Below are 23,301 nucleotides of genomic sequence, written 5' to 3'. Positions count from 1 at the left end.
ATCCATGATAAACCGATTTAAACTTCTTCCAATACCAGCATTGGTTTGGATTATTTGTTTGTTGTTCGTGAACTGCAAACCTAAGACCCAGGACCAAAACCCAATCCAAGTCCAACCCGAAGATTCATGGATTCAACTCTTTAATGGTAAGGATATTGATGACTGGACTGTGAAAATACATCACTATGAGGTGGGTGACAATTTTGGAGATACCTTCAGGGTCGAAGATGGGTTGATAAAAGTGCGATACGACAAGTATGAAGGTGATTTTAATGGGCGTTATGGTCATCTGTATTACAACACGCCTTATTCCCATTATCACCTAAGTATGGAATATCGCTTTTCGGACCCATGGTACGATTCAGCCCCGGGTTATACATTGCTAAATAGTGGACTCATGTTTCATTCACAAGATCCCCGGACCATGCCCAAGGAACAGGATTGGCCCATTTCCGTGGAGATGCAGTTTCTTGCGGAGGTCAATGAAGGGGAAGAGCGACCTACGGGCAATATGTGTTCTCCGGGAACCGATGTCGTTTTTGAAGGGAAGGTGGATCCCCGGCATTGCATCAGTTCAACCAGCAAGACCTACAAGCCCGATGAATGGGTAAAAGCAGAGCTCATTGTTCATGGTGACTCTTTGGTTACGCATATCATCAATGGCGAAAAAGTATTGGAATACACGCATCCCCAAATAGGAGGCGGGGTAGCCAACAGGTACGATGAACGTATAAAGATTGATGGCAAACCCCTAAAAGAGGGATTTATTGCACTCCAGAGTGAAGGGCAACCCATAGAATTCAGAGATATCAAGCTGAAGGTCTTGGAACATTAGAGGATTTACACTAGGGAAATTCCTTTTTTCCTTACCCAGAAATAAGCAAAGATCATGTTGGGCACCCAGCATAACCAAGCCACAATTTTATAGGCCATTAAAAATTCCCCGAACATCATGGTCAATAATGGTAACCATAACCTGAGGGTCACCGCGGCAAAACAGGCGGCATAACTATAGATCATCATTCCTTGATGTAGGCCAAGGTCCTTCGCCCTAATGGCAAAATAAGCCTTTAGGGTCGTGTAGAGCCAGACAACACCCAAACTGATAAAGCCAAGGGCCGGAATAAGTCCCCCAGTCGCGTAAAACCCAATGTAAACTGCACAAATCCCACTTATCAAAACAGAAACCACATAGATTTTTCCCAAGTTTCTATGAAGTTTAAGATTCCGCGCCCTAATTTTTTTACTGAATTGGGACCAGCCGGTCAGCAAAGCCACACCTCCCAAAGTAACATGGCCATAAAAACCGATGTTCCAAAGTTGACTTTCCAAAAGTGCCGAAGTTTTACTAAGCAAGAGGCCAAAGGGTTCGGAATTTACCCAATACAAAACTGGGTATAAGCCAACGCCAATTGCTAAGAATGCAAAAACGACCCATGCAATTTTGTTTCTGGTACTGCTAGACATAAATGGTTGATTTGGTTACAATTTATCGAATAATTGCAATAAAAAATAAGATTGACCTTCCCAAACCGTTATAATTTTAAGTTGAACAGGTCTTTTTGATCCCAAATCTTAACCTATGAAAACTGTTCTTTTGTTCATTACCCTACTTTTTTCAGCCCTAGCCTTAACAAGTTGCACCAATGAAGAAGGTGACAATGATTTGGATTTTCTAACTCCTGAGGAAGAGGAAAACCAGATTCAAAATCAAACCCAAGTATCAACCCGGGTTCAGAATAAGAGTGGAAGTTTGGGTTGATCAGCCCATTTTGTGATGTCTTTCCCGGGCCAAGAGGGTATTTTTAAGCAGCATGGCAATGGTCATTGGACCAACTCCTCCAGGTACCGGTGTAATGTAGGAGGCTTTTGGGCTTACCTCATCAAAGTCTACATCTCCAGTAATATAATATCCGCGCTCCCTTGATTCGTCCGGTACTCGGGTAATGCCCACATCGATGATTACCACACCTTCCTTTACCATATCCGCTTTTAGAAAATCGGGCACGCCCAAGGCGGAAACCACAATATCGGCTTGAAGGGTAATACTCTTTAAATCTTTTGTTCGGCTATGGGTTATGGTCACGGTAGAATCCGCAGCTTTCCCTTTTTGGCTCATCAAAATACTGATAGGCCTTCCTACGATGTGACTTCTACCAATTACAACGGTATGTTTGCCCGAAGTGTCGACATTGTACCTGCGAAGCAGTTCCATGATGCCATAGGGAGTGGCTGGGATGAAAGATTCCATGTCCAAGGCCATTTTTCCAAAGTTGGTGGGATGAAACCCATCAACATCCTTGTCCGGGTCCACAGCCATAAGTACTTTTTGCTCATCAATATGTTTTGGAAGGGGCAATTGAACAATGTACCCATCTATATCGGGGTTCTCGTTCAGGGCCTTAACCTGGGTCAACAAATCGCTTTCTGAGGTCTCTTCGGGAAGATGTATTAAGGTGGACTCAAAACCAATCTTTTTACAAGAGCGTACTTTACTGCCCACATAGGTGAGACTTGCACCATCATTTCCCACCAAAACAGCGGCCAAATGAGGTACTTTTTCGCCCCGTTCCTTCATTTGGGCCACCTCAACGGCAATTTCATCTTTTATTTGGTTCGATACTTTCTTTCCGTCAAGGATTTCCATGGGTGTGGTTCTGGTTATTGGTTATTTGGTGCTTGGTGCTTGGTGCTTGGTGCTTGGTGCTTGGAAGTTATCTCATGTTCTGCATCATCTGCATCATTTTCTTGCCTCCACCGCCTTGCATCATCTTCATCATTTTGCTCATTTGCTCAAATTGTTTCAACAATTGGTTCACTTCTTGAATGGAGCGTCCACTTCCTGCTGCAATCCGTTTTTTTCGACTTGCATTCAGTTTTGATGGGGTAGATCGCTCATCCGGGGTCATGGAATGGATAATCGCTTCAATATGTTTAAAGGCGTCATCATCTATATCGAGTCCCTTTAGGGCTTTTCCTGCGCCAGGAATCATCCCCATAAGGTCCTTCATGTTCCCCATTTTCTTTATTTGCTGAATCTGGCTGAGGAAATCGTCAAAACCAAAACGGTTTTTTGCAATTTTCTTTTGGATTTTACGGGCCTGTTCCTCGTCGAATTGCTCCTGGGCACGTTCCACAAGGGAAACCACATCACCCATACCCAGAATCCTATCGGCCATACGGGCAGGGTAGAAGACATCAATAGCCTCCATTTTTTCCCCAGTACCAATGAATTTAATGGGCTTATCGACTACGGATTTAATGGATATGGCGGCACCACCTCGGGTATCCCCATCCAACTTGGTCAAAATAACCCCGTCAAAATTAAGGACATCGTTAAAGGCCTTCGCCGTATTTACAGCATCCTGTCCAGTCATGGAATCTACCACAAAAAGGGTCTCTTGGGGAGTAATTGCCTTATGGATATTGGCAATCTCGGTCATCATCTGCTCATCAACCGCCAAACGTCCCGCGGTATCTATGATCACCACATTGCTCCCTATACTTTTGGCATGCTTAACCCCCGCCTTGGCGATGGCCACAGGGTCGTTGTTCCCCCTATCGGAATACACCTCCACGCCAATTTGTTCTCCAACTACGTGTAATTGGTCTATGGCCGCAGGACGGTATACGTCACAAGCCACCAAAAGAGGCTTCCTTGACTTTTTATTCTTGAGATAGTTGGCTAGTTTACCGGAAAAGGTGGTCTTACCAGAACCTTGTAGCCCCGACATTAAAACTACGGACGGGTTGCCAGAAAGGTCGACTTCTTCTGCATCCCCTCCCATTAACTCGGTAAGCTCATCCTTAACAATTTTGACCATGAGCTGCCCAGGTTGCAGGGTGGTCAAAACATTTTGGCCCAAGGCTTTTTCCTTTACCCGATTGGTAAATTCCTTGGCAATCTTAAAATTAACGTCGGCATCCAGTAAGGCCCTACGAACTTCTTTTAAGGTTTCCGCAACATTGATCTCGGTAATCTGGCCATGTCCCTTGAGGACGTGGAGTGCCTTATCCAGTTTTTCGCTTAAGTTATCAAACATGTGCTCTCGTCATTTTAAAGGAGGGACAAATTTAATAATAAAAAGAAAAGGACGGCTTTGGGGAGAGCCGTCCTTTTCAAAAAAAGATAGGGGAAAAATTCTTATAGTTTCTCGAAAACTAAAGTTTCGGTGGAATTTTCATCCTCGTGAACCAATTCTATACGATTGGCGGTCACGGATTCAATATACCAATCATCGGTGATATCATTGAACATTCCATCATGGTCAAAGCTCAGGAAGAATTTTAAATATCCTTCGTCTCCTCGAACCACTCTCCAAAGTCCTTCGATGATCGGATTGTCATTTTCATCGACATTTACTTGGTGCATTTCATTGAAGTAGAAGTCCAAACCGGCAAATTCCTCGGTCTTGTTCATATCATCCTCTTCATACAAGGCTACGACCCAAGTACCATCTTTCATAGCGCTTCTGATTTCGGTAACATCACCATCGTTGGCATTATCGTCACATACTCTAAGCAGGGTCAATTCGTAATCCACTTCCTCTACTTCAAACTTCAGTCTATGATCATCTAGATCTCTCAATGGCCATTCGAAGCTAACACCGGGCTCGTCTCCCATGGTGATCAACAAGGAAGGTACTTCTTCGTTGTTCAATCCAATTTCCCACGTTCCCTCGGAAGTGTTTACTCCGTTGCTCAAGGTTACCACATTTTCTGGGTGGAACTTGAATTCCCAACCTAGCAATCTGTCGATTTCCTCGCCTTGGTTTTTCACCTTTTTGATGATCCACTCACATTCCTTCAAGATTTCACGAAGGGTGTCAGGTCCTGGCTCATCATCCTCACAAAGTTGTTTCATGATAATCTTGTTACCATTTTCAGCGTACAACTTGATGGTATGCTCACCGATTTCATATACCAACCACTCTAGGTTAAAGTCAACCAAGGTTTCGAACTCCAAGGTCAATAGTGGACCTCTATCGGTAAAGCTTCTGCTCCAAGTACCTTCCAATACATTACCTTCTCTGTCTTTGACAGTAACTCCTCCATCTTCAGTGAAGTTCATAAGATACGCGGAATACTGGTCTGTATGGTTTACTTCATCCCTGACCACTTCCATAACCTTCCATGGACACTCGGTCAAACAGAAATCGAATCTTTCTTCGTCAAAGTCATCGTCGTTATAATCGTCATCGTCGTCCTCATCACATTCGTCCTTGGCCAATTCCAAAGCATGGGCCAATTCGGCATTGCTATTTACAACAACTTCGGTACCATCGTATTTTTTAAGGGTAACAGGAAAGTCAATACTTACAAGGTCATTGTCTTCCAATCCCTTGAAGAATCTTCTCAGTTGCTCATCGTTTTCAACAGTAACCTCACCGGTTTGTTGTTCGTTGATATCGAAAGTGTATAGGGTAATCGGATAAACAAAATCGATACACTCAATGTCATCGTCGTCTCCACCTTCCTTACATTCGGCGGCCAACTCCCTTAATTGCCCAATATTCTCGATTACCACTTCGGTAAAATCGGCTAGGGTAATGGTAATAGGGAAAATAATTTCCAAGATGTCCTCATCGATGTCCACCTCATCAAAAATATCTTCGATGGTGTGAAGGTCTTCGCGGGAATCAATAGTAACCTCAATACCGTTTACTTCTACGGTATACGGAAATTTAAGGGCGATACAACTTGCGCCGTCCACAATGTTGTCAAAAGAACCATCGTTGGACGATGTTTTCTCGATCAACGAAGCAGTGGAAGAATCGGCTTGGATAGTCTCATTTTCATTGCCGCCAGCCACTTCTTCAAACTCTTCCTGACAAGAGGTAAAGGTAAGTGCCACAAGCACGAAGCTGGCATACATTAAGTTTATCAACTTTTTCATAACGATTTGGATTTTTAGTTAGAATTCAATCGTAAAACAACCCAACAGAAAAAAACCCTACTTCTTCTTTGTTTTTTTTCAAATATCTTTGGTCCAAACCAAAACCTCCTAAATGAACAACGTTTGCGAAGAGCAGGTTTTTAGCTCCATTTTCAAAGCTAATTCCAAAACGGTATTCAACTATATATATTATAAGTTCGGCAACGAGGAGAAGGCGCACGATGCTGTGCAGGAGGCTTTTGTGAAGCTTTGGGAGAATTGTTCCAAGGTAATGCCCGAAAAGGCCAAGTCCTATTTATATACGGTAGCCAACAATCTGTATTTAAACGTGATCAAGGCAGAAAAGGTACGATTAAAGTATGCTGCCCCGTCCCTGGGACATTCGAACGAGTCCCCGGAATTTTTGATGGAGGAACAGCAATACAAGGAAAAATTGGACAAGGCTTTGAACGATTTGCCCGAAAATCAGCGAACAACGTTCCTATTAAACAGGATCGATGGAAAAAAATATGCGGAAATTGCGGAAATGGAAGGGGTGAGTGTAAAGGCCATTGAAAAACGGATGCATCTGGCCCTAAAAACATTGAGGGAGCAGATTGATGGGATTTAGTTTCAATGTACAATTATCAATGAAAAATGGAAAGTTGAAAATGAAAAATTGGAAATTCCCAGATTTGGGAAAACTACCATTGTACATTGTTAATTGAAAATTGTTGAATGAAGAAGTAGGGTTTTTTGGAAGGTAGTTGTTATTAACTTGTAAAGCATAGAAATCATGCAAGAAAATTACTTGGCAAAATGGCTTAGCGGAGAGCTTTCAGAAGCAGAGCTATCGGAATTTAAAAAGTCCGAGGCCTATGCTTCGTATATAAGGCTCAAGGAGGTCTCCAGTACGCTGGAAGCCCCAGAATTTGACGTGGACCAAGCATTCCAGCAACTTAAAGCGGAACGCATGGAAACCGCTCCAAAGGTTATCACCTTACATCCGTTCAAGAAATTCTTGCAGGTGGCAGCGGCTATCGCAATATTGATAACGGGCTCCTATTTCTATGTAAATTCCTTGGACGAGTCCATTGCCACACAATTGGCCGAGCGTACAGAGATAACACTACCAGATAACTCCGAAATTATCCTAAATGCCGATTCCCGAATTTCCTATAGCGAAAAGAAATGGGACGAAAAGCGGAATGTGAACCTAGATGGAGAAGCCTTTTTTAAGGTAGCCAAAGGGAAAAAATTCACCGTTTCCACAGATCATGGTACCGTGGCCGTTTTGGGCACACAGTTCAATGTGGAGAACCGTAAAGGCTTTTTTGAGGTGACCTGTTTTGAAGGATTGGTCAGTGTTGCATACAAGGGTCAAGAAACCAAATTACCTGCTGGCAGCTCCTTTTTGGTAATCGACGGGCAAATTATGGATGTCGATAAGCCAGATACCCTACAACCTTCTTGGGTGAACAATGAAAGTTCCTTTGACCGCATTCCTTTGGAATTTGTATTGGCAGAACTGGAAAGACAGTTCAATATTGAGGTAAAAACACAAAATGTTGATAAAAATCTTCTGTTTACAGGAACTTTTAGCAACACAGACATAAATATGGCGTTAAAAAGTATTAGCACCCCATCTCGAATGAATTACAAACTTGAGGGCGATAATGTACTTTTCTATGCTGAAAAGACTCCTTAGCAGCCGATTAGGCCCCTTCTTGGTGTTTTTGCTTTTTCTGACCCCATTCGTGCGTGCTCAGGAAGAAACAGGGACACCAACAAATCTTGTGGCCTACATCAAAACTCTTGAAGAGAAATTCGACATCAAGTTCTCCTATATCCACGAAGATTTGGAGGATTTTTCCATTACAATTCCCAAAAACTTAGTAGCGCTTCAAGATATTCTGGATTATATCAGCACAAAGCTCCAAATCCAAACCCAAAAACTCAATGACCGGTATTACACCCTTACCAAAAATACCTTGGTCAGGGTCTGCGGAATGGTGCTGGACAATTTTGCCGAAAACACTATACCCGGTGCGACCATTGAAGTTTATGGAACTGAAATTGCACAGACCACCGAAAGCGATGGCTCTTTCCTATTGATGGATATCCCCCGAAATGCAACCCTTAAGATCAGGTACCTTGGGTTCAATACCAAATACATTTCTGTGGAACAATTGCTGCAACAAGGTGAATGTCCCAAAATATTAATGGCACAGCATTACGAACAGTTACAGGAAGTTGTGGTCTATCAATTCTTGACTACAGGAATTATAAAGGAAACCGACGCAAGCATTACCTTGAACACGGCAGATTTTGGCATCCTTCCCGGATTAATTGAGCCGGATGTCCTGCAGACCGTACAGGCATTACCGGGCATTAAAAGTATAGACGAAACTGTATCGGACATCAATGTTCGGGGTGGCACCAACGACCAAAACCTCATTTTGTGGAATGGAATCAAAATGTATCAATCCGGGCATTTTTTTGGGTTGATATCTGCCTTTAATCCCTATCTCACGGACAAGGTTTCCGTAATAAAAAATGGTACACCCTCGCGTTTTGGGGATGGGGTGAGCAGTGTAATACAAATGGAAACCACCAACGAACTTAGTGATTATTTTGTGGGTGGGGCCGGACTCAATTTTATCAGTGGGGACCTATACGGGCAAATTCCCATTTCGCGTAATCTAGGTTTTCAATTTTCTGCCCGGCGCTCCACAACCGATTTCTTGAATACCCCCACTTATAACAAGTTTTTTGATCGGGCATTTCAGGATAGTGAGGTGACCAATGCTAATAATATTACCGTGGCCGACGAGATTATCCGAAACGAGAACTTTTTCTTTTACGACTTTACCGGTAAACTTTTGTACGACATCAATGACTACCACAAACTGCGGTTGAACTTTATCAGCATGGCCAACAATTTGGACTATGAGGAAACCAACCTTACCGATGTGGAAAGCACCAACAGTATTTTGGACCAAACAAACATCTCCATCGGAGGACAATTGCAGAGCGACTGGACCAATAGGTTTTCCTCCAACCTCAACGTTTACTATTCGAAATATATCTTGGATGCAGAGAGTATTTTCGCCAACCAAATCCAGTTGTTGCTGCAAAACAACGAGGTGTTGGAAAATGCTTTTAAACTGGATACCCGGTACAAGCTCATGGAGAATTTGGAATGGAACAATGGCTATCAATATATTGAAACTGGGATTACCAACACCACAGTGATCAACCAGCCCCAGTTTGAGAGCGAGATCAAGGGAGTGGTGCGAATCCATGCCCCCTATTCTGGGATTGCCTACAGTTCTGAGGACAATAAACTAGTGGGGCGAGGCGGGGTTCGTTTCAATTACATGGAAAACCTCAACACCTTTACCAAATTCCTCATAGAGCCACGGTTAAACATCAGTCTACAGCTGGCCAATCACTTCAGGGCAGAGGTTTTGGGGGAGTTCAAGAGCCAGACCACCAACCAGGTCATTGATTTGGAACAAAATTTTTTGGGCATTGAAAAACGGCGCTGGATTTTATCGGATGATGATACTTTGCCCATAACACGGAGCAAACAGGGTTCTGTTGGCATCAATTACGACACCAACGAGTTTTATATAGGTTTGGAGGGCTTTTACAAAAAAGTGGATGGAATAAGCACGAGCACCCAGGGATTTCAAAACCAAAACCAATTCAATGGCGAAATCGGAAGCTACGATATTAAAGGCCTTGAGTTTTTGATCAACAAAAAAGGGAACAACTATAGCGCTTGGCTTAGTTATACCTATAACCAGAATGATTATACTTTTGAGAGCATTGTTCCCAATAGTTTTCCCAACAATCTCGATATACGACATACCCTGACCTTTGCTGGAACCTACTCCTACAACAACTTAAAGCTGAGTGTGGGCATTAACTACAGGTCTGGGAAACCCTTTACAGAGCCGCAAGATGGTGATCAGGCCCTTGACACTTCGGTTTTTCCTGTAAGGATCAACTACAAAGAGCCCAATAGCAGTAGATTGCCAGATTATTTTCGGGCGGATGCATCTGCAATCTATAAATTCAATATTGGTAGGACGGTAAAAGCGAACGCCGGGGTATCCTTGCTCAATATGACCAACCGAAAGAATAGTTTAAACAGATACTATCGCGTTACAGAGGACGACCAAATAGAAACAGTGGAAAACATTTCCTTGGGGCTTACTCCCAATGTTAGTTTTAGGATAAGCTTTTAACACTTGGTTTCGACCTAAACTGCTAATCCTCTGCTTTTGGCAGGTCAATTTTAAAGTGTTTAGCCACCTTATAGGGTTTGTCGGTGTTGATATAGTCCACACCTAAATTTGCAAATAACTCCCATGACTTTTCAGTGTCGGGAGTGGCCCAAAATCTTATGGGTTGGGTAAAGGGTCGGGCCTCCTCAATAAAGTTCTTAAGCACATTCAAATCCAGTTCGCTCATATCATCACGCCCGTTCCAGCTGGAGAATTTTCTAAAACTGGTACTGATCATAGCCACCTTCTTCCATGCCTCCCCAGGCATGGTTTGGATGTTTTGGCAATCAAATTTTATGTGTTCCGGATAATTCCCATAGTCCACTTCTTTGGGTCGGTTTCCAGAAATTACTACGAAAACCCCGGTCTTATTGTAAGGATAGAGAAAAGACTTTTAAACTTCCAAGGCAGCAACAATTGCTTCCAAAGTGATGTAGGCCTCCGTTTTTACGTCTATCATCAGTTGAAATCCCAAATGCTCCCCTCCGTAGATTTTTTCCGCCCTTTTAAGGGGCATTAAATACAACGTTTCCAATGTCCTCCCCATTCGAATATGCTCTCGTTCATGTGCCACAAAAAGTTCCCCATCCTTGAAAAACACATCGGCTTCTATAGACTTTGCACCAGCCGAAAATGCATCCCAAAACGGAACACGTTGCTCATAATCGTTATGGGAATGTATCCGTACTTCCTGTTGGGCATGGGACACCACTGCAATAGAGAATACAATAAATATGACCAACCTTTGAATCATTCTATATCAGCTAAATTCCATATTGAACATTTTTGCCAAAAGGTTGTAAATCCCCACAAATTCCTCCTTGAATTTTTCCGGTGTCTCTACAAAGTTTTCCGCCGCTACGGCAAAAAACTCGTAAAAATTGGTTCGGCTGTATTCCCTAAAATAATCCGATTCCGACAGCCTATCTTGGAAATCGGGCATATCGTACAAGCTTTTGATCTTAACCAAGCCCACTTTAAACCTTCGGGCTTCCCAGCTGGATTTCTTTTTGGTTTCGAACATCAGGGCATGCGCCACTTCGTGGATACCTAAATTCATGTTGTCATTGGGAATTTTAAAGCCTTTGGCCAAAGCCTCAGCCGAAAAAACCAAGGTTCTTAAACGTGGATTGTATTCTCCCACATGGTGATTTTTTCCAATCCTGGAATAAAATTCATTGGGATAAATGACAATTCTCGAGATAGAGCGCTCAAACCTGAAGTCACCCATACCCATGGTCAATAAAACAGCTGAAGCGGACACATAAGCCCGTATTTCCTCCTTGTTTTCAATGTTGCCATAAAAAATAAAGGGCTTTTTGGATTTGAACCAAGCGAATCGTCTCAAAAACGTCTTTCGCTGTTTGTCATCGAATTTTTCATAAGGAAGCAAAAAGCTGTTTATGAAATTGCGCTGTCTTGCCGTTATCCGTCGAACGGGGTGAAATACATTATAAACAGTGAACCGTTCTCCCAATATTTGCTGATATCCAACCCGGGCAAAGACATACAGCAGGCCAAACGCTAAAACAAGTGCAGCGATTTCCTTTTGTGTTGCTGTAAGTCCTAGTCCATCCATTACATACGATCAGGCACATGGATTCCCAGAAGTCTAAAGGCCGATGCAATCACTTCCCCTACTTTTCTGGACAGCTGTACCCTAAGGTGCTTTTTATCTTCGTTGGGTTCCCCCAAAATAGAAACCTGTTGGTAAAAGGAGTTAAACTCCTTAACGAGATCATAAGTATAATTGGCAATAAGCGCAGGGCTATAGTTTTCCGCGGCCAATTGTACGGTTTCTGGAAACAGTTGGACTTGTTTCAACAGTTCCTTCTCTTTTTCGTGCAATCCCAAGGAGGTAGCAACTTCGCTCGACCCAACATCTCCGGCCTTCCTGAGAATGGACTGAATCCGAGCATAGGTGTACTGGATAAATGGACCCGTATTTCCTTGAAAGTCGACCGATTCCTCTGGATTAAATAGAATCCGTTTTTTGGGATCCACCTTAAGGATATAATATTTGAGCGCACCCAAGCCGATGGTTCGGTACAACTGTTTCTTTTCTGTTTCGGAATATCCATCCAATTTGCCCAGTTCCTTGGAGATTTCCTCTGCCGTTTCCTCCATATTGGCAATAAGGTCGTCCGCGTCCACCACAGTACCTTCCCTGCTCTTCATCTTGCCACTTGGCAAATCTACCATCCCATAACTCAAATGGTATAGATGCTGCGCCCATTGATAGCCCAATTTTTTCAAAATAAGGAATAGTACCTTAAAATGATAATCCTGCTCGTTCCCCACGGTATATACCAAACCATTGATGTCCGGATGGTCGGTTACCCGTTGGATGGCCGTACCGATATCCTGGGTCATGTAAACCGCTGTCCCGTCGGATCGGAGAACGATTTTTTCATCCAACCCCTCTTCTGTAAGATCGATCCAGACACTGCCGTCCGGTTTTTTAAAGAAAATTCCTTTTTCCAAACCGTCCTTCACCACATTCCTACCAAGGAGATACGTATCGCTTTCGTAGTACAAGGTGTCAAAATCTACACCAAGGTTCTTATAGGTGGTATCAAATCCGTCATAAACCCAGCTGTTCATTGTTTTCCAAAGAGTCACGGTCGCTACTTCCCCAGATTCCCATTTTCTGAGCATTTCTTGGGCTTCCAACAATATGGGAGCTTCTTTTTCCGCTTGTTCCTTTGAGGTGCCGCTGTCCACTAATTCGGCAATCTGGGCCTTGTATGCTTGATCAAAGGCCACGTAATATTTTCCCACGAGATGGTCTCCTTTCAATCCCGATGTTTCCGGGGTTTCACCATCCCCAAACTTCTGCCAGGCCAACATGCTCTTGCAAATATGGATGCCCCTGTCGTTAATGATCTGGGTTTTGTAGACTTTCTTCCCTGCAGCTTTTAGGATTTCCGAAACGGAATATCCCAACAAATTGTTCCGGATATGCCCCAGGTGCAAGGGTTTATTGGTATTGGGAGAAGAATATTCCACCATAACCGCATCGGAAGTCGGAGACTTTACGTATCCATAATCCGCTTCATCCCTTATCGTATTGAAAAAATTGAGGTAAATGACATCTTCAATAACAAGGTTCAAAAACCCCTTGACCACATTAAACTTGGCCACTTCATCCACATGTTCCACCAGATATTCCCCAATCTTGGTCCCTATTTCTACAGGGTTTCCTTTTACAAATCGGAGCATGGGAAATACAACCACGGTAATATCCCCCTCAAAATCTTTTCGGGTAGGTTGAAATTCAACGGTTGGCAGTTCCAGTTGGTACAGGTCTCTTACCGCTTTGCTCACACTTTGTGAAATGACATTTTGCAAACTCATGTATCTGGGCTTTTCAGCCTGCAAAACTACATATTTTTTGCCCGTTTACACCATTATTCATAGGCTTTGCCAATAACCAACCCAAGGATTTTGGTTAATTTTAAACATGCTTTTGAATGTCTCCTATAACGACAAAACAAGAACACAAAAGATAGATGCCGCTGTAGGCGGACCCTTTACCCTAAAAGAGCGTTGGGAGCTTGGTGGAATTGGTTCCCCAAAACTCTTTATTACACACACCAGTCTTGAAATTCAAAACCTTCTGATCCTCGACAACAACCTTAACTGCTGCAATATAGAGATGCGGCCCAAGGGTATTATTGTTCGGTTCAGGTCGCTTTTGGAAACTTATGGTTTGATCATTCCCTATTACAAACTTAAACTCCACAAAGGCGATTTGGCAACGTATTCCATACATCATGATCACTATTTCATTAAAGTAAAATCGGATACCAAGGCAATTCAGAAATTCTTTAAAAAATTGTTGGATTACAAGGCAGACAATGCACCAACTTCTATTGGGGATTTGTAAAGTTGGATGGAAAGGTTGGGTCTGTCCAAATTCTTGGACAAGCTATTTTAACACAATTCCTGTTACAAACGTGCATTACATTCGTCCTAAAACAGATGCAACCTTTTTATGATTTTGGTTGTCTATAAAAATGATATCAAAAAGCATTTCATGATTTTATCCAGGACTTTTGCTTTCCTATCGATTTTTATTTCGATGACTTTTCTTGGCACTGCACAAACTGTGGGCGCAAAACTCGTAGATGCCAAGACTCAAAAAGGGATTGCCTATGCCACGGTGCAATATGGGGAACACCACGGGGTGATCACCAATGAAGAAGGTCGTTTTTCATTTGTCCTAAGCGATGGTTTTCCCGTGCTTGATTCCATCTACATCTCGTCCATGAGGTATGAAAAAACGGGATTTTCCTTAGAACAGTTAACGGATAGCATAATTTCCATTGACCCAAAGACTATTGAACTCAGTGGTGTTTACCTATTCGATAAGGAGCTTACTGTTGATCAGATCATGGAAAAAGTGGAGGAAAACCTCCCCTATAACTATGTTAAAAATCCGGTGAAACAGCGGTTCTTTTTGCGCCAATCCAGTTTTAACTCGCTGCAAAAGTTAGACATCGACTTCAAAAAATCCACGATTGAAGAACTCAACGAGGAACTCATGGATAGCATCCTTTCCATTCTTCCGAGAAGTGCTTCGTATTATACGGAAACTTTGGGCGATTATTACCGTACTGAAGAAGGGAGCAAATTGGAGGTCATTAAGGCTGCCGAGCTTTATGACAAGAGCAATGAAGGCTCCATGGAAGCCTTATCGGAAAAGTTGGAGACCATTTTCAAATCCAATGTGAAACCAGACTCCTACCTAAAGATTAAATCCGGCATATTTGGGGAAAAGGTGCAATTGGATTCCATTATGGAGGCAGAGGACGAAACCGACGATTTGGAGGAAGAACTCAAAAAACCCGAGAAAAATGGTTTTCTAGGAGGGCGAAAACAGGTGTTATCCGAGATCCATTCACAGTTTTTCGGCAAAAAGTCGAAGTTGGATGTGATCCAAAAACTGAATCGCTACAACTATGAGCTTCAAGGATATTCCGAATTGGAAAACCAAGGGGTTTATGTAATAGGGTTTGTCCCAAAAGGCCGGGCCGATTTCCAGGGCAAACTTTTTGTGAACATCGAGAATTTTGCGATTGTTAGATTGGACTACGAAAATGTAAAGCCCTTACGAAACATCAGGCTTTTGGGTTTCAGCTATTCCGAACAACAATATAAGGGGAGTACTGTGTTTTCCAAATTTGGGAATGACAAGTACAGTCTAAAGTTCATGAACCTAACCTTTGGGCGCAAATTTGGTGTGGATAGACCCTTAAAGGTGATAGAAAAAAATAAACATGTAAAAGGTCCAAGAAAACAGAACGAACTATCCCTTGGCCTTGACATTGTTAATTACAACACCGAAAAATACGAATGGGTGGCTTTTGATAGCCAAACCATATCCAAACCCCAGATTGAAAATTTGGAAGAGGACGAAACGGTTAGGGCCACTTACCTGTCTGCATACAACCCGGAATTTTGGGCAGGGCATACCATTATGGAGCCGAATCAGGCTATTCGGGAGTTTGAGGTAGCTGAGTAGTACCCTACCACTCCGGTTCCAGCTGCAACCCCTCCGGTTCCAGCTTTGCTGGAACCACCTCCCCTTGGTTTCATACTTATCCATATGCCCCTTTTCCCTTTTTGGGAGAGGTGTCACAACACAAGTTGAGCCGGAGGGGCCATCCGTCAACTCAAACCCATCATCCGTCAATTGACCCGCTTTTTTCTTGCCCTTCTATCCTTTCTTTATTCCCAAATTTAAAACTCATTACGTTATGGGAAAGAAAGCCCCACATTATTTCCACCTCTTGATTTTTAGCCTATTGTTCATGGCCTGCGACAGCGAAACACTGGAACCCGATGGCCCAGGCAACCACAATCCTCCCTATATTTCAAGTTTCAGTCCTACAGAAGGTAAAGTGGGAAAAACCACCGTTAACATTAGCGGAGGAAACTTTGTTGCTTCCGCGGATGAAATCACCGTGAAATTTGATGGTGTGGTCGCCGAAATCAACTCGGTATCCTCCGATGGTATTGAAGTTGTAGTTCCTGAAAATGCAGAAACTGGACGAATTAGCCTTTCTTCCGAAAACAGTATTGGGTTCTCCGCAAAGGATTTTGTAATAATTGAAACGCCAGAACCCAAAATCAAAAAATTTGAACCTTTCTTCGGAGCTCCCGGAACCGAGGTGACCCTGTTCGGAAAAGATTTTGGAGCAAGCCCGGAAGATAATCTGGTGAAATTTAACGGAATCGAGGCCGAGGTGACCAAGGTCACTAGTGATGGGCTTAAGGTTATAGTCCCTGAAGGCGATGTACATGGCCCAATCACCGTAAGGGTCGATGAAGTAACAGGAACCAGCTCCTATAATTTCGGCAAGGAAATTACTTTTGAAAGTTTTTCCCCAGCAGAAAGCTTCGCCGGTCAAATAGTAACCCTTACTGGATCAAACTTCCTGTTTTCCATTCCATTGTCAATTCATTTTAATGATTTAGAAGCCACTATATTAAGCATCACAGAAACTGGAATAGAGGTCCAAGTTCCGCAAGGGGTAACTGATGGACCAATCACCCTGGCATCTCCAGGACAATCCTTTGAAAGTGACAAAGATTTTTTGGTTACCCCAGCTCCAAGTATTGATACTTTTGATCCAATGGAAGGCCCTGCTGGTACCAAGGTAACCATTACAGGTACAGAATTTGACCACGGAACGGTTTCTGTCCTATTTGATGGTGTTGAGGCTGAGGTCACCGCTTCCTCAGATGTCCAAATTGATGCCACTGTTCCCATGGGAGCTACTACTGGACAAATTGAAGTTAGTATCGGTGGACAATTTGTAACCAGCGCCGAAAATTTCATAGTAATTCCCCCACCAGTTATTGAAACTATTGAACCCATGCAAGGAACTCCAGGTACCGAAGTTACCATTACCGGTTCAGGATTCTCACACGGTGCTCTAACCGTGGAATTTAATAGTACTGCTGCTGTCATTTCCGATGCTACGGATACCAGCATTACGGTTACTGTACCCGATGGTTGCGAAACAGGCCCAATTACAGTAGATGTTGCCGGGCAAACCACACAGAGTGAAAGTGATTTTGAAGTTATTGAACCCTGATAAGAATAGCAGCTATCAAATAAAAAGGGGCCGCTATACGGCCCTTTTTTAATACTAAATTTTCAAGAAAAGAGTTAATCCTTCCTTCTCATGCTAATCCGTCAACTCAAAACGGCCATCCGTCAATTGACAACTCCGTTTCCTCAAACTATGTATTTCCTTTAGGCTTTAACCTAAAAATTAAAGTTATGGGAAAGAGAACCCTTTATTTTTCTATTTTACTTGTTTTTGGTCTGTTGCTTTTCAATTGTAGTAAGGATGACGATTCCAAAAAGCCGGACGACAACCCAGATGCCAATCAACCAACCATCACAGCATTGAGTACCACTGAAGGCAAAGAGGGTGACCCAGTCACTATTTCTGGAACAAATTTCAGTACCACAGCAAGCGCAAACACAGTGACTTTTGGCGGTACCGAAGCTGAAGTTTCAAGCTCCACGCCAACTTCTATCAGTACCTCAGTACCAGTTGGGGCACAAACGGGTAAAATCAAGGTAACTGTGTATGGCTCAACCGCCACCAGTGAAGATACCTTTACCGTTCAGGACTCTGACCCAGAGGCCACAATTACGGATTTTGAGCCCAAGGAAGGTACGCCGGGTACGTTGGTGGAAATTACTGGAGATAATTTTGGCTCCCAGCCCTTGGAAGTCTACTTTGGCGATGTCAAGGCAGAGCTTGAAAGCATAAGTGCCTCCCTTATTGAAGCCTTTGTGCCAGAAGAGGCTACCTCTGGACCAATTAAAGTAGTGATTGGGGAGGATGAAGTCGTAAGTGCGAAGGATTTTACAGTTCTTTCTCCAATTACTTTTGACCCCACATCAGGGGCTCCAGGAGAGTCTGTGGATATTACCGTTCACCCTCCGTTTATGTTAAGTCCAGGTTTGGAGGACAACATTGTTGAATTCAATGGGATTACGGCTGTAATTCTTGATATACAGGACAATCATATACTCGTGGAAGTTCCAGAAAGTGCAACAACTGGTCCTATTAGCGTTACCAATGGTGAGAACCAAAGTGTCGAAAGCACAATGGACTTTACAGTTTTGCCTTGGCGCCAGTTGGGAAACATAGGGGGGGAAAAAAGAAGACAAGGTGTAGCGGTTACCGTTAACAACATGATTTACATGGTTCTTGGCTATACTGAAAGTGGGGACACCAATATGGAGTTATGGGAATTTGATTCCACTACCCAGACATGGACACAAAAACCTAACCTACTTGCTCAACATAGAATAGCACCATTTGCATTTGCCATTGGTGATAATTTCTATTTAGGTGGAGGTCAATCAACAATTGTACAACAGTTTAATGATTTTTGGAAGTTCGATCCAGCAGCAAATAATGGGAATGGTCAATGGATCCAATTAAATGATTTCAAAGATAACGAAGACCCGAATAGGTTTTATTCCTCGTCCTTTACCATTGGAGAAAAGGCCTATGTCTATGGCGGATCCATTACGGTAGATACATTTCACAATAACCTATTGGAGTATGACCCATCCGAAGAGGGTACCTGGACAGAGAAAGCAGGTTTTGATGCCAACGGAAGAAAACAAGCCATTGGTTTTTCCTTGAATGGTAAAGGATATATTGCTCTTGGAGAAGATCAAAATGAATTATTGAACGATATATGGGAATATGACCCGTACGCCAACAATGGAGATGGGTCTTGGACCAAAAAAACCAACTTTCCAGGGGAATTGAGGGATAACCCACTTTGTTTCGTAGCTAATGGAAAGGCCTATATTGGAATGGGGAGAACCAACCAAGGAGTAAACTTAAATGACTTATGGGAATTTGACTCCGCAGGTAACGGAACATGGACCAAAAAAGGAGATTTCGAAGGAATTCCACGCAAGGAAGCTATGTCAACGGGAATTAATGGCAAAGGATACGTTTTTGGTGGTTATGATGAAGAAGGCTCACAATACTTGGGTGATTTCTGGGAATATGATCCCGCCATCGACATAGAATAAAACTTTTAACAACTTAACCAAATAAGAAAAGGGCCGCTTAAAGCGGCCTCTTTTTGGTATATCCTAGCTGGGCAAAAACACCTCGGCCATCATACAGCGGGCAGAGCCGCCACCGCAAGTTTCAATCCAGTGTAAATCACTGTGGATAATGGGGCCATGCTTTTCTATGTCCTTTAACTGGTTTGGAGTCAAACTTTGGTAGGCATCGGCACTCATCACCATATAGGCTTGTCCGTTTGCCCCCTTTACTTGAAGCATGTTTCCTGCAAAATGCGTGACCTGCTCCTCCGAAATAGCAACTACTTCCTTCCCATCCGCCTTAAGGTGGTTTACCACATTTTTACGCTCCTTTTTATCGTCAATGCTATCCAGACAGATTACGGCCAAATTTTCTCCTAAAGCCATCATTACATTGGTATGGTATATGGCCATGCGTTCCCCATTCACGGTTTGGTTGGCGGTAAAAATTACGGGGGTATATTCAAAGTCCTCGCAGAACTCAATAAACAGTTCCTCATCGGCCCTAGGCGAAAGTGCACAATAGGCTTTTTTATGTACCCTATCCATTAAGATACTGCCAGTTCCTTCCAAAAAAAGATTTTCGGCCTCTGCGGAAGAATAATCCACCACATTTTCAATCTGGAAACCTTGTTCCTCCAAAATATCCAAAATGACCTCTCGTCGTTCCCTTCTACGGTTTTCGGCGAACATAGGATACAAAGCTACCGTTCCGTTGGCATGAAAGGAAATCCAGTTGTTGGGAAAGTGGGCATCTGGGGTATCGTCGGCTTCTACCGCATTCACAACCACCACTTTCACTCCTTGCGCTTGGAGTTTTTCCACAAAAGCATCGAACTCAGCCTGGGCATTTTGCAACAACTCCGCTTCGCTTAATCCAACATCCGATTTCTGGTAATAATTGTTCACGGCCGTTTCCTCATTGGAACGAAAAGTGGCCGGACGAACCATTAAAATAGTATTTGTAATCTGCATACAACCCTTGTCTTTTTGTTTCATTTTTGCAAGGGTAAATATACATGCAAATGCAACAATTATATGCAAGAAAATAGCCTTGGAAGTCGGATTTTTTTAGTTAAAATTCCCATTAAAATCCACTGGAACCCCAAAAGGGTCCAATAACCTATCTATCAATATACTAAGGGTACGCCTATTTAATTGTACAGCTGACGAAAACGGTGGTTCCAACGCTTCAGATTTCCATAATTGCCCCAACTTATCCAAGGTGATTTCCTTATCAACCTTCGCAAGGATTGCAGCCAAAAATGCTGGGGTGACCCCCTGACCTGAAGCATGTTCATTTTTAAGCTCAGGATATAGCGGGAGCAACCCATGCTTCAATTCAAATTCCGATACCATCCTTTCCGGGTAAAACCAAGTTTCATTGGCCCACTTGTATGGAACTCCAAATCCTTTAAGCACCCCTGACGCCCCAATCCGCTGGATTGCCCCGAAGGCTTTGTCATCCGGAGTTACATCAATGTAGGGCATAATGTAGGCCTTGCTCTCAACAAGTGCCTTTTGTACTTGTCTGATGGACACCTCCGAGGTGTTTTTTTGCTCTTTAATAGCGGTTGCGGCTATGGTACCTGCTGCCTGCCCAATACCCAAGACCACAGGTTGCAAGCGGGTGGTTCCATTGACAATATTGGACACACTTATGTTTTTATCGGAAACCAAAAAATTATCGACCCCTTCTGGGACCAGACTGCCCATGGGAATGGAATAACTGGGCACCTTAATATTGATGAATTCGATGGCCGGAGTGTCCGGGTTTTTATCGTGATGGTGATCAATGGGATAGTCCCCTATAGCCACCCCGGTCTTGTACAGTTTGAAATCATAGGGTCTTTCCAAATGGTCCACCACCAAAAAGGTTTTACCAACAGCCCTTCTGCCCTCCCGGTGATACGGGATCATGGGAAAATTGTCCCGGGTCGGGAATTCATCTGCCAACCTCAGGTTTTTATACCCCAACTCATTTTGAATATAGTACACAAACCCCTGTGTAAAGGCCTTTGCCTGTTTCAACGCATCTTCCCGCGCTGTTGTTGAAAGTTCGGCCCAGTTTACAAAGAAGTCGTTCCCACAATTGGGCCAATTGATCATGTATTTTTGGTTCGGTAGTTTTCCATATGTCAGCATTTGATCACAATCCGCCACGGAACCAAACATTTCCCCTCCTTCCCGTTTGCATGCACAGACATATGCTTCAGGGTCGTAATTTTTTGGTTTTTTCACAAGACCTTTCCGGCTTCTTTGGTCCCCAACATCCTTTAAAATGGCCACATAGGTTAAATCTTGAACTATGGTATTGGAACTTTCAGGAGCTTCCTTTTCCCCTGTATCTTGTTTAGAATCCATCCCCAAGCGAAAATCTGCCCCTACCAGCGGTAATAACTCCCCGGTTTCGGTCGCATCGATAAGGACCGTAGCAAACGTGGTATATGGTTTCCCATTTACTTTATAGTGAACAATCCACCTTCCATTTTGTCTTTCAAGCTTGTTGTAGCTGGCTCCATAAACAATATCCAGATTGGGATGGGTCGCCATTTCGGTTAAAATATCCTTGCCCACCGAAGGTTCAAAAAGAGTATGGCTCACCCATCCTGTGGCCACGGCTTTGGGTCCCCCATAATGACCATATAGTTTTTCCCGGAATTCTCCCCAGATGCCCGATGGCATTTTGTGGTTGCCATCAATGGCCGATACCCCGGCCGAAGTTAGCATACCACCCAACCAAGAGGTTTTTTCTATAATCTGGACCTTTGCCCCCATTCGGGATGCCTGAATTCCTGCGGAAGTTCCTCCAGCTCCCCCACCAACGATTACTATATCCACTTCCTGTTGTCCCATCGCGGACACACACACTAAACTGAAGACCAAGAGACCAACTACTTTTTTCATATAGTTTACATTTTTGGATAGGTTTTATTGAAAAAGGCGTCGTGGAACTGCAATCCTTCATAAAAAAAGAACACTTCCCCTTTTAACCCCAAACTGCGGTTGGCCTTGATCATTTTTTTAAGGAATCGTTTCGAAGGTGTGTAATCGCCAACCCGTAATAGCACCCCGGGCACAAACAAACTTCGTTTATCCATGGGCATAAAGTCCAAATTCGACTCCAATGTTGAACTATATGCTTTACTATCATATCGATATACTTGCGGAATGATCTGATCTACCCACCCATTTTCTACCCAAGTGGGCCAATCTTGGAGGTATTCCTCCTTGCTCCAGGGGAAAATGCTCGGGGCCATGGTGACCAATACTTCTGGATTAACGGATTTAATGGTTTTATACACCCGCTCGACAAAAAGGTTCAGCCGGGATGCCCTCCAGTCCACCCAATTCGAATCGCGATAATCCTCAGGTGGGGATGCACCATTGTGTTCCTTTTTGTATTCGGAAACCGTATAGGTATCATATCCTGCTGTGGAGGGGTTGGCAGGGAGCCTGTCATCCCCTTGGACGCCATCCACGTCGTAATTTTCAACTACTTCGACCATCAAATCCAATAGAAAATCCTGAACCTCGGGATCAAAAGCATTCATCCATTGAAACCCATTTTTGGATACCAAGTTTCCATCTACATCAATAGCTTTCCACTCCGGTTTTTTACGGAGGATGTGTCCCCCGTCCGCTTCTTTATAACTGGACGAAAAGCCAAACTCGAACCAAGCGTGCACTTTTAAATTTTCTTTGTGAGCTTCGTCTATCAACGTCTGAAGCACATCAAACTTTGAAAAGCGAGGCGCCACCTTGATTCCAAAATGATCATCCATCACCTGACTGGGATATAGTGTATGTCCCCTGTTCCAAACTACCACATAAATATTGTCCAAACCAATGGCCTTGCAACGTGCAACAACTTGTTGAATGCCTTCCTTACTGTCCAAAGCTTCGCTGGCCACATCGGTCAACCATACCCCTTTTTCTGTCTGGGCATATCCAAAACTGAAAATGAGAAAAGCAGCGATTTGCAGTACACTTTTAAGAAGTTTATGCGTGGTCATGCTCTTAAGGGA

General features: G+C 43.3%; 20 protein-coding genes. 9 read left to right on the top strand and 11 right to left on the bottom strand.

Features of this window, described 5'->3' with window-relative positions; genetic code table 11:
• Window positions 1-4: 4 nt before the first annotated feature.
• Window positions 5-835, top strand: a complete 831-nt coding sequence (locus M3P07_RS00875) for a 3-keto-disaccharide hydrolase (RefSeq protein ID WP_249968003.1) — start codon at window positions 5-7, stop codon at window positions 833-835.
• A 5-nt stretch (window positions 836-840) separates the two neighbouring features.
• Here the strand turns inward: M3P07_RS00875 and M3P07_RS00870 are convergent, their stop codons facing one another.
• Window positions 841-1,467: a DUF2306 domain-containing protein gene (locus tag M3P07_RS00870; RefSeq protein WP_249968002.1), complete on the bottom strand. Its 627-nt coding sequence runs from the start codon at window positions 1,465-1,467 to the stop codon at window positions 841-843.
• A 115-nt stretch (window positions 1,468-1,582) separates the two neighbouring features.
• Between M3P07_RS00870 and M3P07_RS00865 the strand changes: the two genes are divergently transcribed.
• Complete coding sequence (locus M3P07_RS00865; RefSeq protein WP_249968001.1) at window positions 1,583-1,762, top strand: hypothetical protein; 180 nt, start codon at window positions 1,583-1,585, stop codon at window positions 1,760-1,762.
• Here the strand turns inward: M3P07_RS00865 and folD are convergent, their stop codons facing one another.
• From folD to M3P07_RS00850, 3 genes are all read right to left on the bottom strand, one after another.
• Window positions 1,763-2,647 (bottom strand): bifunctional methylenetetrahydrofolate dehydrogenase/methenyltetrahydrofolate cyclohydrolase FolD, encoded by an 885-nt coding sequence (folD, locus tag M3P07_RS00860; protein WP_249968000.1) that lies wholly within the window; start codon window positions 2,645-2,647, stop codon window positions 1,763-1,765.
• Window positions 2,648-2,714: 67 nt separating this feature from the next.
• On the bottom strand, window positions 2,715-4,043 hold the full coding sequence (gene ffh / locus M3P07_RS00855; RefSeq protein ID WP_249967999.1) for a signal recognition particle protein: 1,329 nt from the start codon (window positions 4,041-4,043) through the stop codon (window positions 2,715-2,717).
• Window positions 4,044-4,144: 101 nt separating this feature from the next.
• The gene (locus M3P07_RS00850) at window positions 4,145-5,896 is read right to left on the bottom strand and encodes a hypothetical protein (RefSeq protein WP_249967998.1); all 1,752 of its coding nucleotides are present in this window, start codon (window positions 5,894-5,896) and stop codon (window positions 4,145-4,147) included.
• A 112-nt stretch (window positions 5,897-6,008) separates the two neighbouring features.
• Between M3P07_RS00850 and M3P07_RS00845 the strand changes: the two genes are divergently transcribed.
• The 3 genes from M3P07_RS00845 to M3P07_RS00835 all read left to right on the top strand — a co-directional run bounded on the left by M3P07_RS00845 (window position 6,009) and on the right by M3P07_RS00835 (window position 10,131).
• A complete protein-coding gene (locus M3P07_RS00845; protein ID WP_249967997.1) occupies window positions 6,009-6,506 on the top strand; it encodes an RNA polymerase sigma factor in 498 nt (165 codons plus the stop codon).
• A 165-nt stretch (window positions 6,507-6,671) separates the two neighbouring features.
• Window positions 6,672-7,583 (top strand): FecR family protein, encoded by a 912-nt coding sequence (locus M3P07_RS00840; protein ID WP_249967996.1) that lies wholly within the window; start codon window positions 6,672-6,674, stop codon window positions 7,581-7,583.
• Complete coding sequence (locus M3P07_RS00835; RefSeq protein WP_249967995.1) at window positions 7,564-10,131, top strand: TonB-dependent receptor; 2,568 nt, start codon at window positions 7,564-7,566, stop codon at window positions 10,129-10,131. The genes M3P07_RS00840 and M3P07_RS00835 overlap by 20 nt, the downstream gene beginning before the upstream one ends.
• A 22-nt stretch (window positions 10,132-10,153) precedes the next feature.
• Here M3P07_RS00835 and M3P07_RS00830 read toward each other — a convergent pair whose 3' ends face one another.
• From M3P07_RS00830 to argS, 4 genes are all read right to left on the bottom strand, one after another.
• Window positions 10,154-10,438 carry a PI-PLC domain-containing protein gene (locus M3P07_RS00830; protein WP_249967994.1) on the bottom strand — a complete coding sequence of 95 codons (285 nt, stop codon included), beginning with the start codon at window positions 10,436-10,438 and terminating at the stop codon, window positions 10,154-10,156.
• A gap of 126 nt (window positions 10,439-10,564) precedes the next feature.
• Window positions 10,565-10,924 carry a PI-PLC domain-containing protein gene (locus tag M3P07_RS00825; RefSeq protein WP_249967993.1) on the bottom strand — a complete coding sequence of 120 codons (360 nt, stop codon included), beginning with the start codon at window positions 10,922-10,924 and terminating at the stop codon, window positions 10,565-10,567.
• 6 nt (window positions 10,925-10,930) lie between these two features.
• Window positions 10,931-11,749 carry a zinc-dependent peptidase gene (locus M3P07_RS00820; RefSeq protein WP_249967992.1) on the bottom strand — a complete coding sequence of 273 codons (819 nt, stop codon included), beginning with the start codon at window positions 11,747-11,749 and terminating at the stop codon, window positions 10,931-10,933.
• Window positions 11,749-13,527 carry an arginine--tRNA ligase gene (gene argS / locus M3P07_RS00815; RefSeq protein WP_249967991.1) on the bottom strand — a complete coding sequence of 593 codons (1,779 nt, stop codon included), beginning with the start codon at window positions 13,525-13,527 and terminating at the stop codon, window positions 11,749-11,751. The genes M3P07_RS00820 and argS overlap by 1 nt, the downstream gene beginning before the upstream one ends.
• 106 nt (window positions 13,528-13,633) lie before the next feature.
• Between argS and M3P07_RS00810 the strand changes: the two genes are divergently transcribed.
• The 4 genes from M3P07_RS00810 (at window position 13,634) to M3P07_RS00795 (ending at window position 19,255) form a co-directional block, all read left to right on the top strand.
• Window positions 13,634-14,059 (top strand): hypothetical protein, encoded by a 426-nt coding sequence (locus tag M3P07_RS00810; RefSeq protein WP_249967990.1) that lies wholly within the window; start codon window positions 13,634-13,636, stop codon window positions 14,057-14,059.
• Window positions 14,060-14,209: 150 nt separating this feature from the next.
• A complete protein-coding gene (locus tag M3P07_RS00805) occupies window positions 14,210-15,697 on the top strand; it encodes a carboxypeptidase-like regulatory domain-containing protein (protein WP_249967989.1) in 1,488 nt (495 codons plus the stop codon).
• Window positions 15,698-15,932: 235 nt separating this feature from the next.
• The gene (locus M3P07_RS00800) at window positions 15,933-17,276 is read left to right on the top strand and encodes an IPT/TIG domain-containing protein (RefSeq protein ID WP_249967988.1); all 1,344 of its coding nucleotides are present in this window, start codon (window positions 15,933-15,935) and stop codon (window positions 17,274-17,276) included.
• 188 nt (window positions 17,277-17,464) lie between these two features.
• Window positions 17,465-19,255, top strand: a complete 1,791-nt coding sequence (locus tag M3P07_RS00795; protein WP_249967987.1) for a Kelch repeat-containing protein — start codon at window positions 17,465-17,467, stop codon at window positions 19,253-19,255.
• Window positions 19,256-19,318: 63 nt separating this feature from the next.
• Here M3P07_RS00795 and ctlX read toward each other — a convergent pair whose 3' ends face one another.
• The 3 genes from ctlX to M3P07_RS00780 form a co-directional block, all read right to left on the bottom strand.
• Window positions 19,319-20,272: a citrulline utilization hydrolase CtlX gene (ctlX, locus tag M3P07_RS00790; protein WP_249967986.1), complete on the bottom strand. Its 954-nt coding sequence runs from the start codon at window positions 20,270-20,272 to the stop codon at window positions 19,319-19,321.
• A gap of 72 nt (window positions 20,273-20,344) precedes the next feature.
• Window positions 20,345-22,180 carry an FAD-dependent oxidoreductase gene (locus M3P07_RS00785; RefSeq protein WP_249967985.1) on the bottom strand — a complete coding sequence of 612 codons (1,836 nt, stop codon included), beginning with the start codon at window positions 22,178-22,180 and terminating at the stop codon, window positions 20,345-20,347.
• Between the two features lie 5 nt (window positions 22,181-22,185).
• Window positions 22,186-23,289 (bottom strand): glycoside hydrolase family 10-like protein, encoded by a 1,104-nt coding sequence (locus M3P07_RS00780; RefSeq protein WP_249967984.1) that lies wholly within the window; start codon window positions 23,287-23,289, stop codon window positions 22,186-22,188.
• Window positions 23,290-23,301: the final 12 nt, after the last annotated feature.

This window comes from Flagellimonas myxillae (genome assembly GCF_023502235.1).
Taxonomy (GTDB): Bacteria; Bacteroidota; Bacteroidia; order Flavobacteriales; family Flavobacteriaceae; genus Flagellimonas; species Flagellimonas myxillae.
Note: the sequence above shows the minus strand (reverse complement) of the source record. Positions and strands in the feature narration are given on the sequence as shown.

Bases quoted from the DNA above. Each gene is read 5' to 3' on its own strand.
- M3P07_RS00865 (WP_249968001.1), top strand. From the start codon at position 1,583: ATGAAAACTGTTCTTTTGTTCATTACCCTACTTTTTTCAGCCCTAGCC.
- argS (WP_249967991.1), bottom strand. From the start codon at position 13,527: ATGAGTTTGCAAAATGTCATTTCACAAAGTGTGAGCAAAGCGGTAAGA.
- M3P07_RS00835 (WP_249967995.1), top strand. From the start codon at position 7,564: ATGCTGAAAAGACTCCTTAGCAGCCGATTAGGCCCCTTCTTGGTGTTT.
- M3P07_RS00795 (WP_249967987.1), top strand. From the start codon at position 17,465: ATGGGAAAGAGAACCCTTTATTTTTCTATTTTACTTGTTTTTGGTCTG.
- M3P07_RS00870 (WP_249968002.1), bottom strand. From the start codon at position 1,467: ATGTCTAGCAGTACCAGAAACAAAATTGCATGGGTCGTTTTTGCATTC.
- ffh (WP_249967999.1), bottom strand. From the start codon at position 4,043: ATGTTTGATAACTTAAGCGAAAAACTGGATAAGGCACTCCACGTCCTC.
- M3P07_RS00825 (WP_249967993.1), bottom strand. From the start codon at position 10,924: ATGATTCAAAGGTTGGTCATATTTATTGTATTCTCTATTGCAGTGGTG.
- M3P07_RS00840 (WP_249967996.1), top strand. From the start codon at position 6,672: ATGCAAGAAAATTACTTGGCAAAATGGCTTAGCGGAGAGCTTTCAGAA.
- M3P07_RS00805 (WP_249967989.1), top strand. From the start codon at position 14,210: ATGATTTTATCCAGGACTTTTGCTTTCCTATCGATTTTTATTTCGATG.
- M3P07_RS00810 (WP_249967990.1), top strand. From the start codon at position 13,634: ATGCTTTTGAATGTCTCCTATAACGACAAAACAAGAACACAAAAGATA.
- M3P07_RS00830 (WP_249967994.1), bottom strand. From the start codon at position 10,438: ATGCCTGGGGAGGCATGGAAGAAGGTGGCTATGATCAGTACCAGTTTT.
- M3P07_RS00850 (WP_249967998.1), bottom strand. From the start codon at position 5,896: ATGAAAAAGTTGATAAACTTAATGTATGCCAGCTTCGTGCTTGTGGCA.
- M3P07_RS00820 (WP_249967992.1), bottom strand. From the start codon at position 11,749: ATGGATGGACTAGGACTTACAGCAACACAAAAGGAAATCGCTGCACTT.
- M3P07_RS00780 (WP_249967984.1), bottom strand. From the start codon at position 23,289: ATGACCACGCATAAACTTCTTAAAAGTGTACTGCAAATCGCTGCTTTT.
- M3P07_RS00875 (WP_249968003.1), top strand. From the start codon at position 5: ATGATAAACCGATTTAAACTTCTTCCAATACCAGCATTGGTTTGGATT.
- M3P07_RS00785 (WP_249967985.1), bottom strand. From the start codon at position 22,180: ATGAAAAAAGTAGTTGGTCTCTTGGTCTTCAGTTTAGTGTGTGTGTCC.
- folD (WP_249968000.1), bottom strand. From the start codon at position 2,647: ATGGAAATCCTTGACGGAAAGAAAGTATCGAACCAAATAAAAGATGAA.
- M3P07_RS00800 (WP_249967988.1), top strand. From the start codon at position 15,933: ATGGGAAAGAAAGCCCCACATTATTTCCACCTCTTGATTTTTAGCCTA.
- ctlX (WP_249967986.1), bottom strand. From the start codon at position 20,272: ATGAAACAAAAAGACAAGGGTTGTATGCAGATTACAAATACTATTTTA.
- M3P07_RS00845 (WP_249967997.1), top strand. From the start codon at position 6,009: ATGAACAACGTTTGCGAAGAGCAGGTTTTTAGCTCCATTTTCAAAGCT.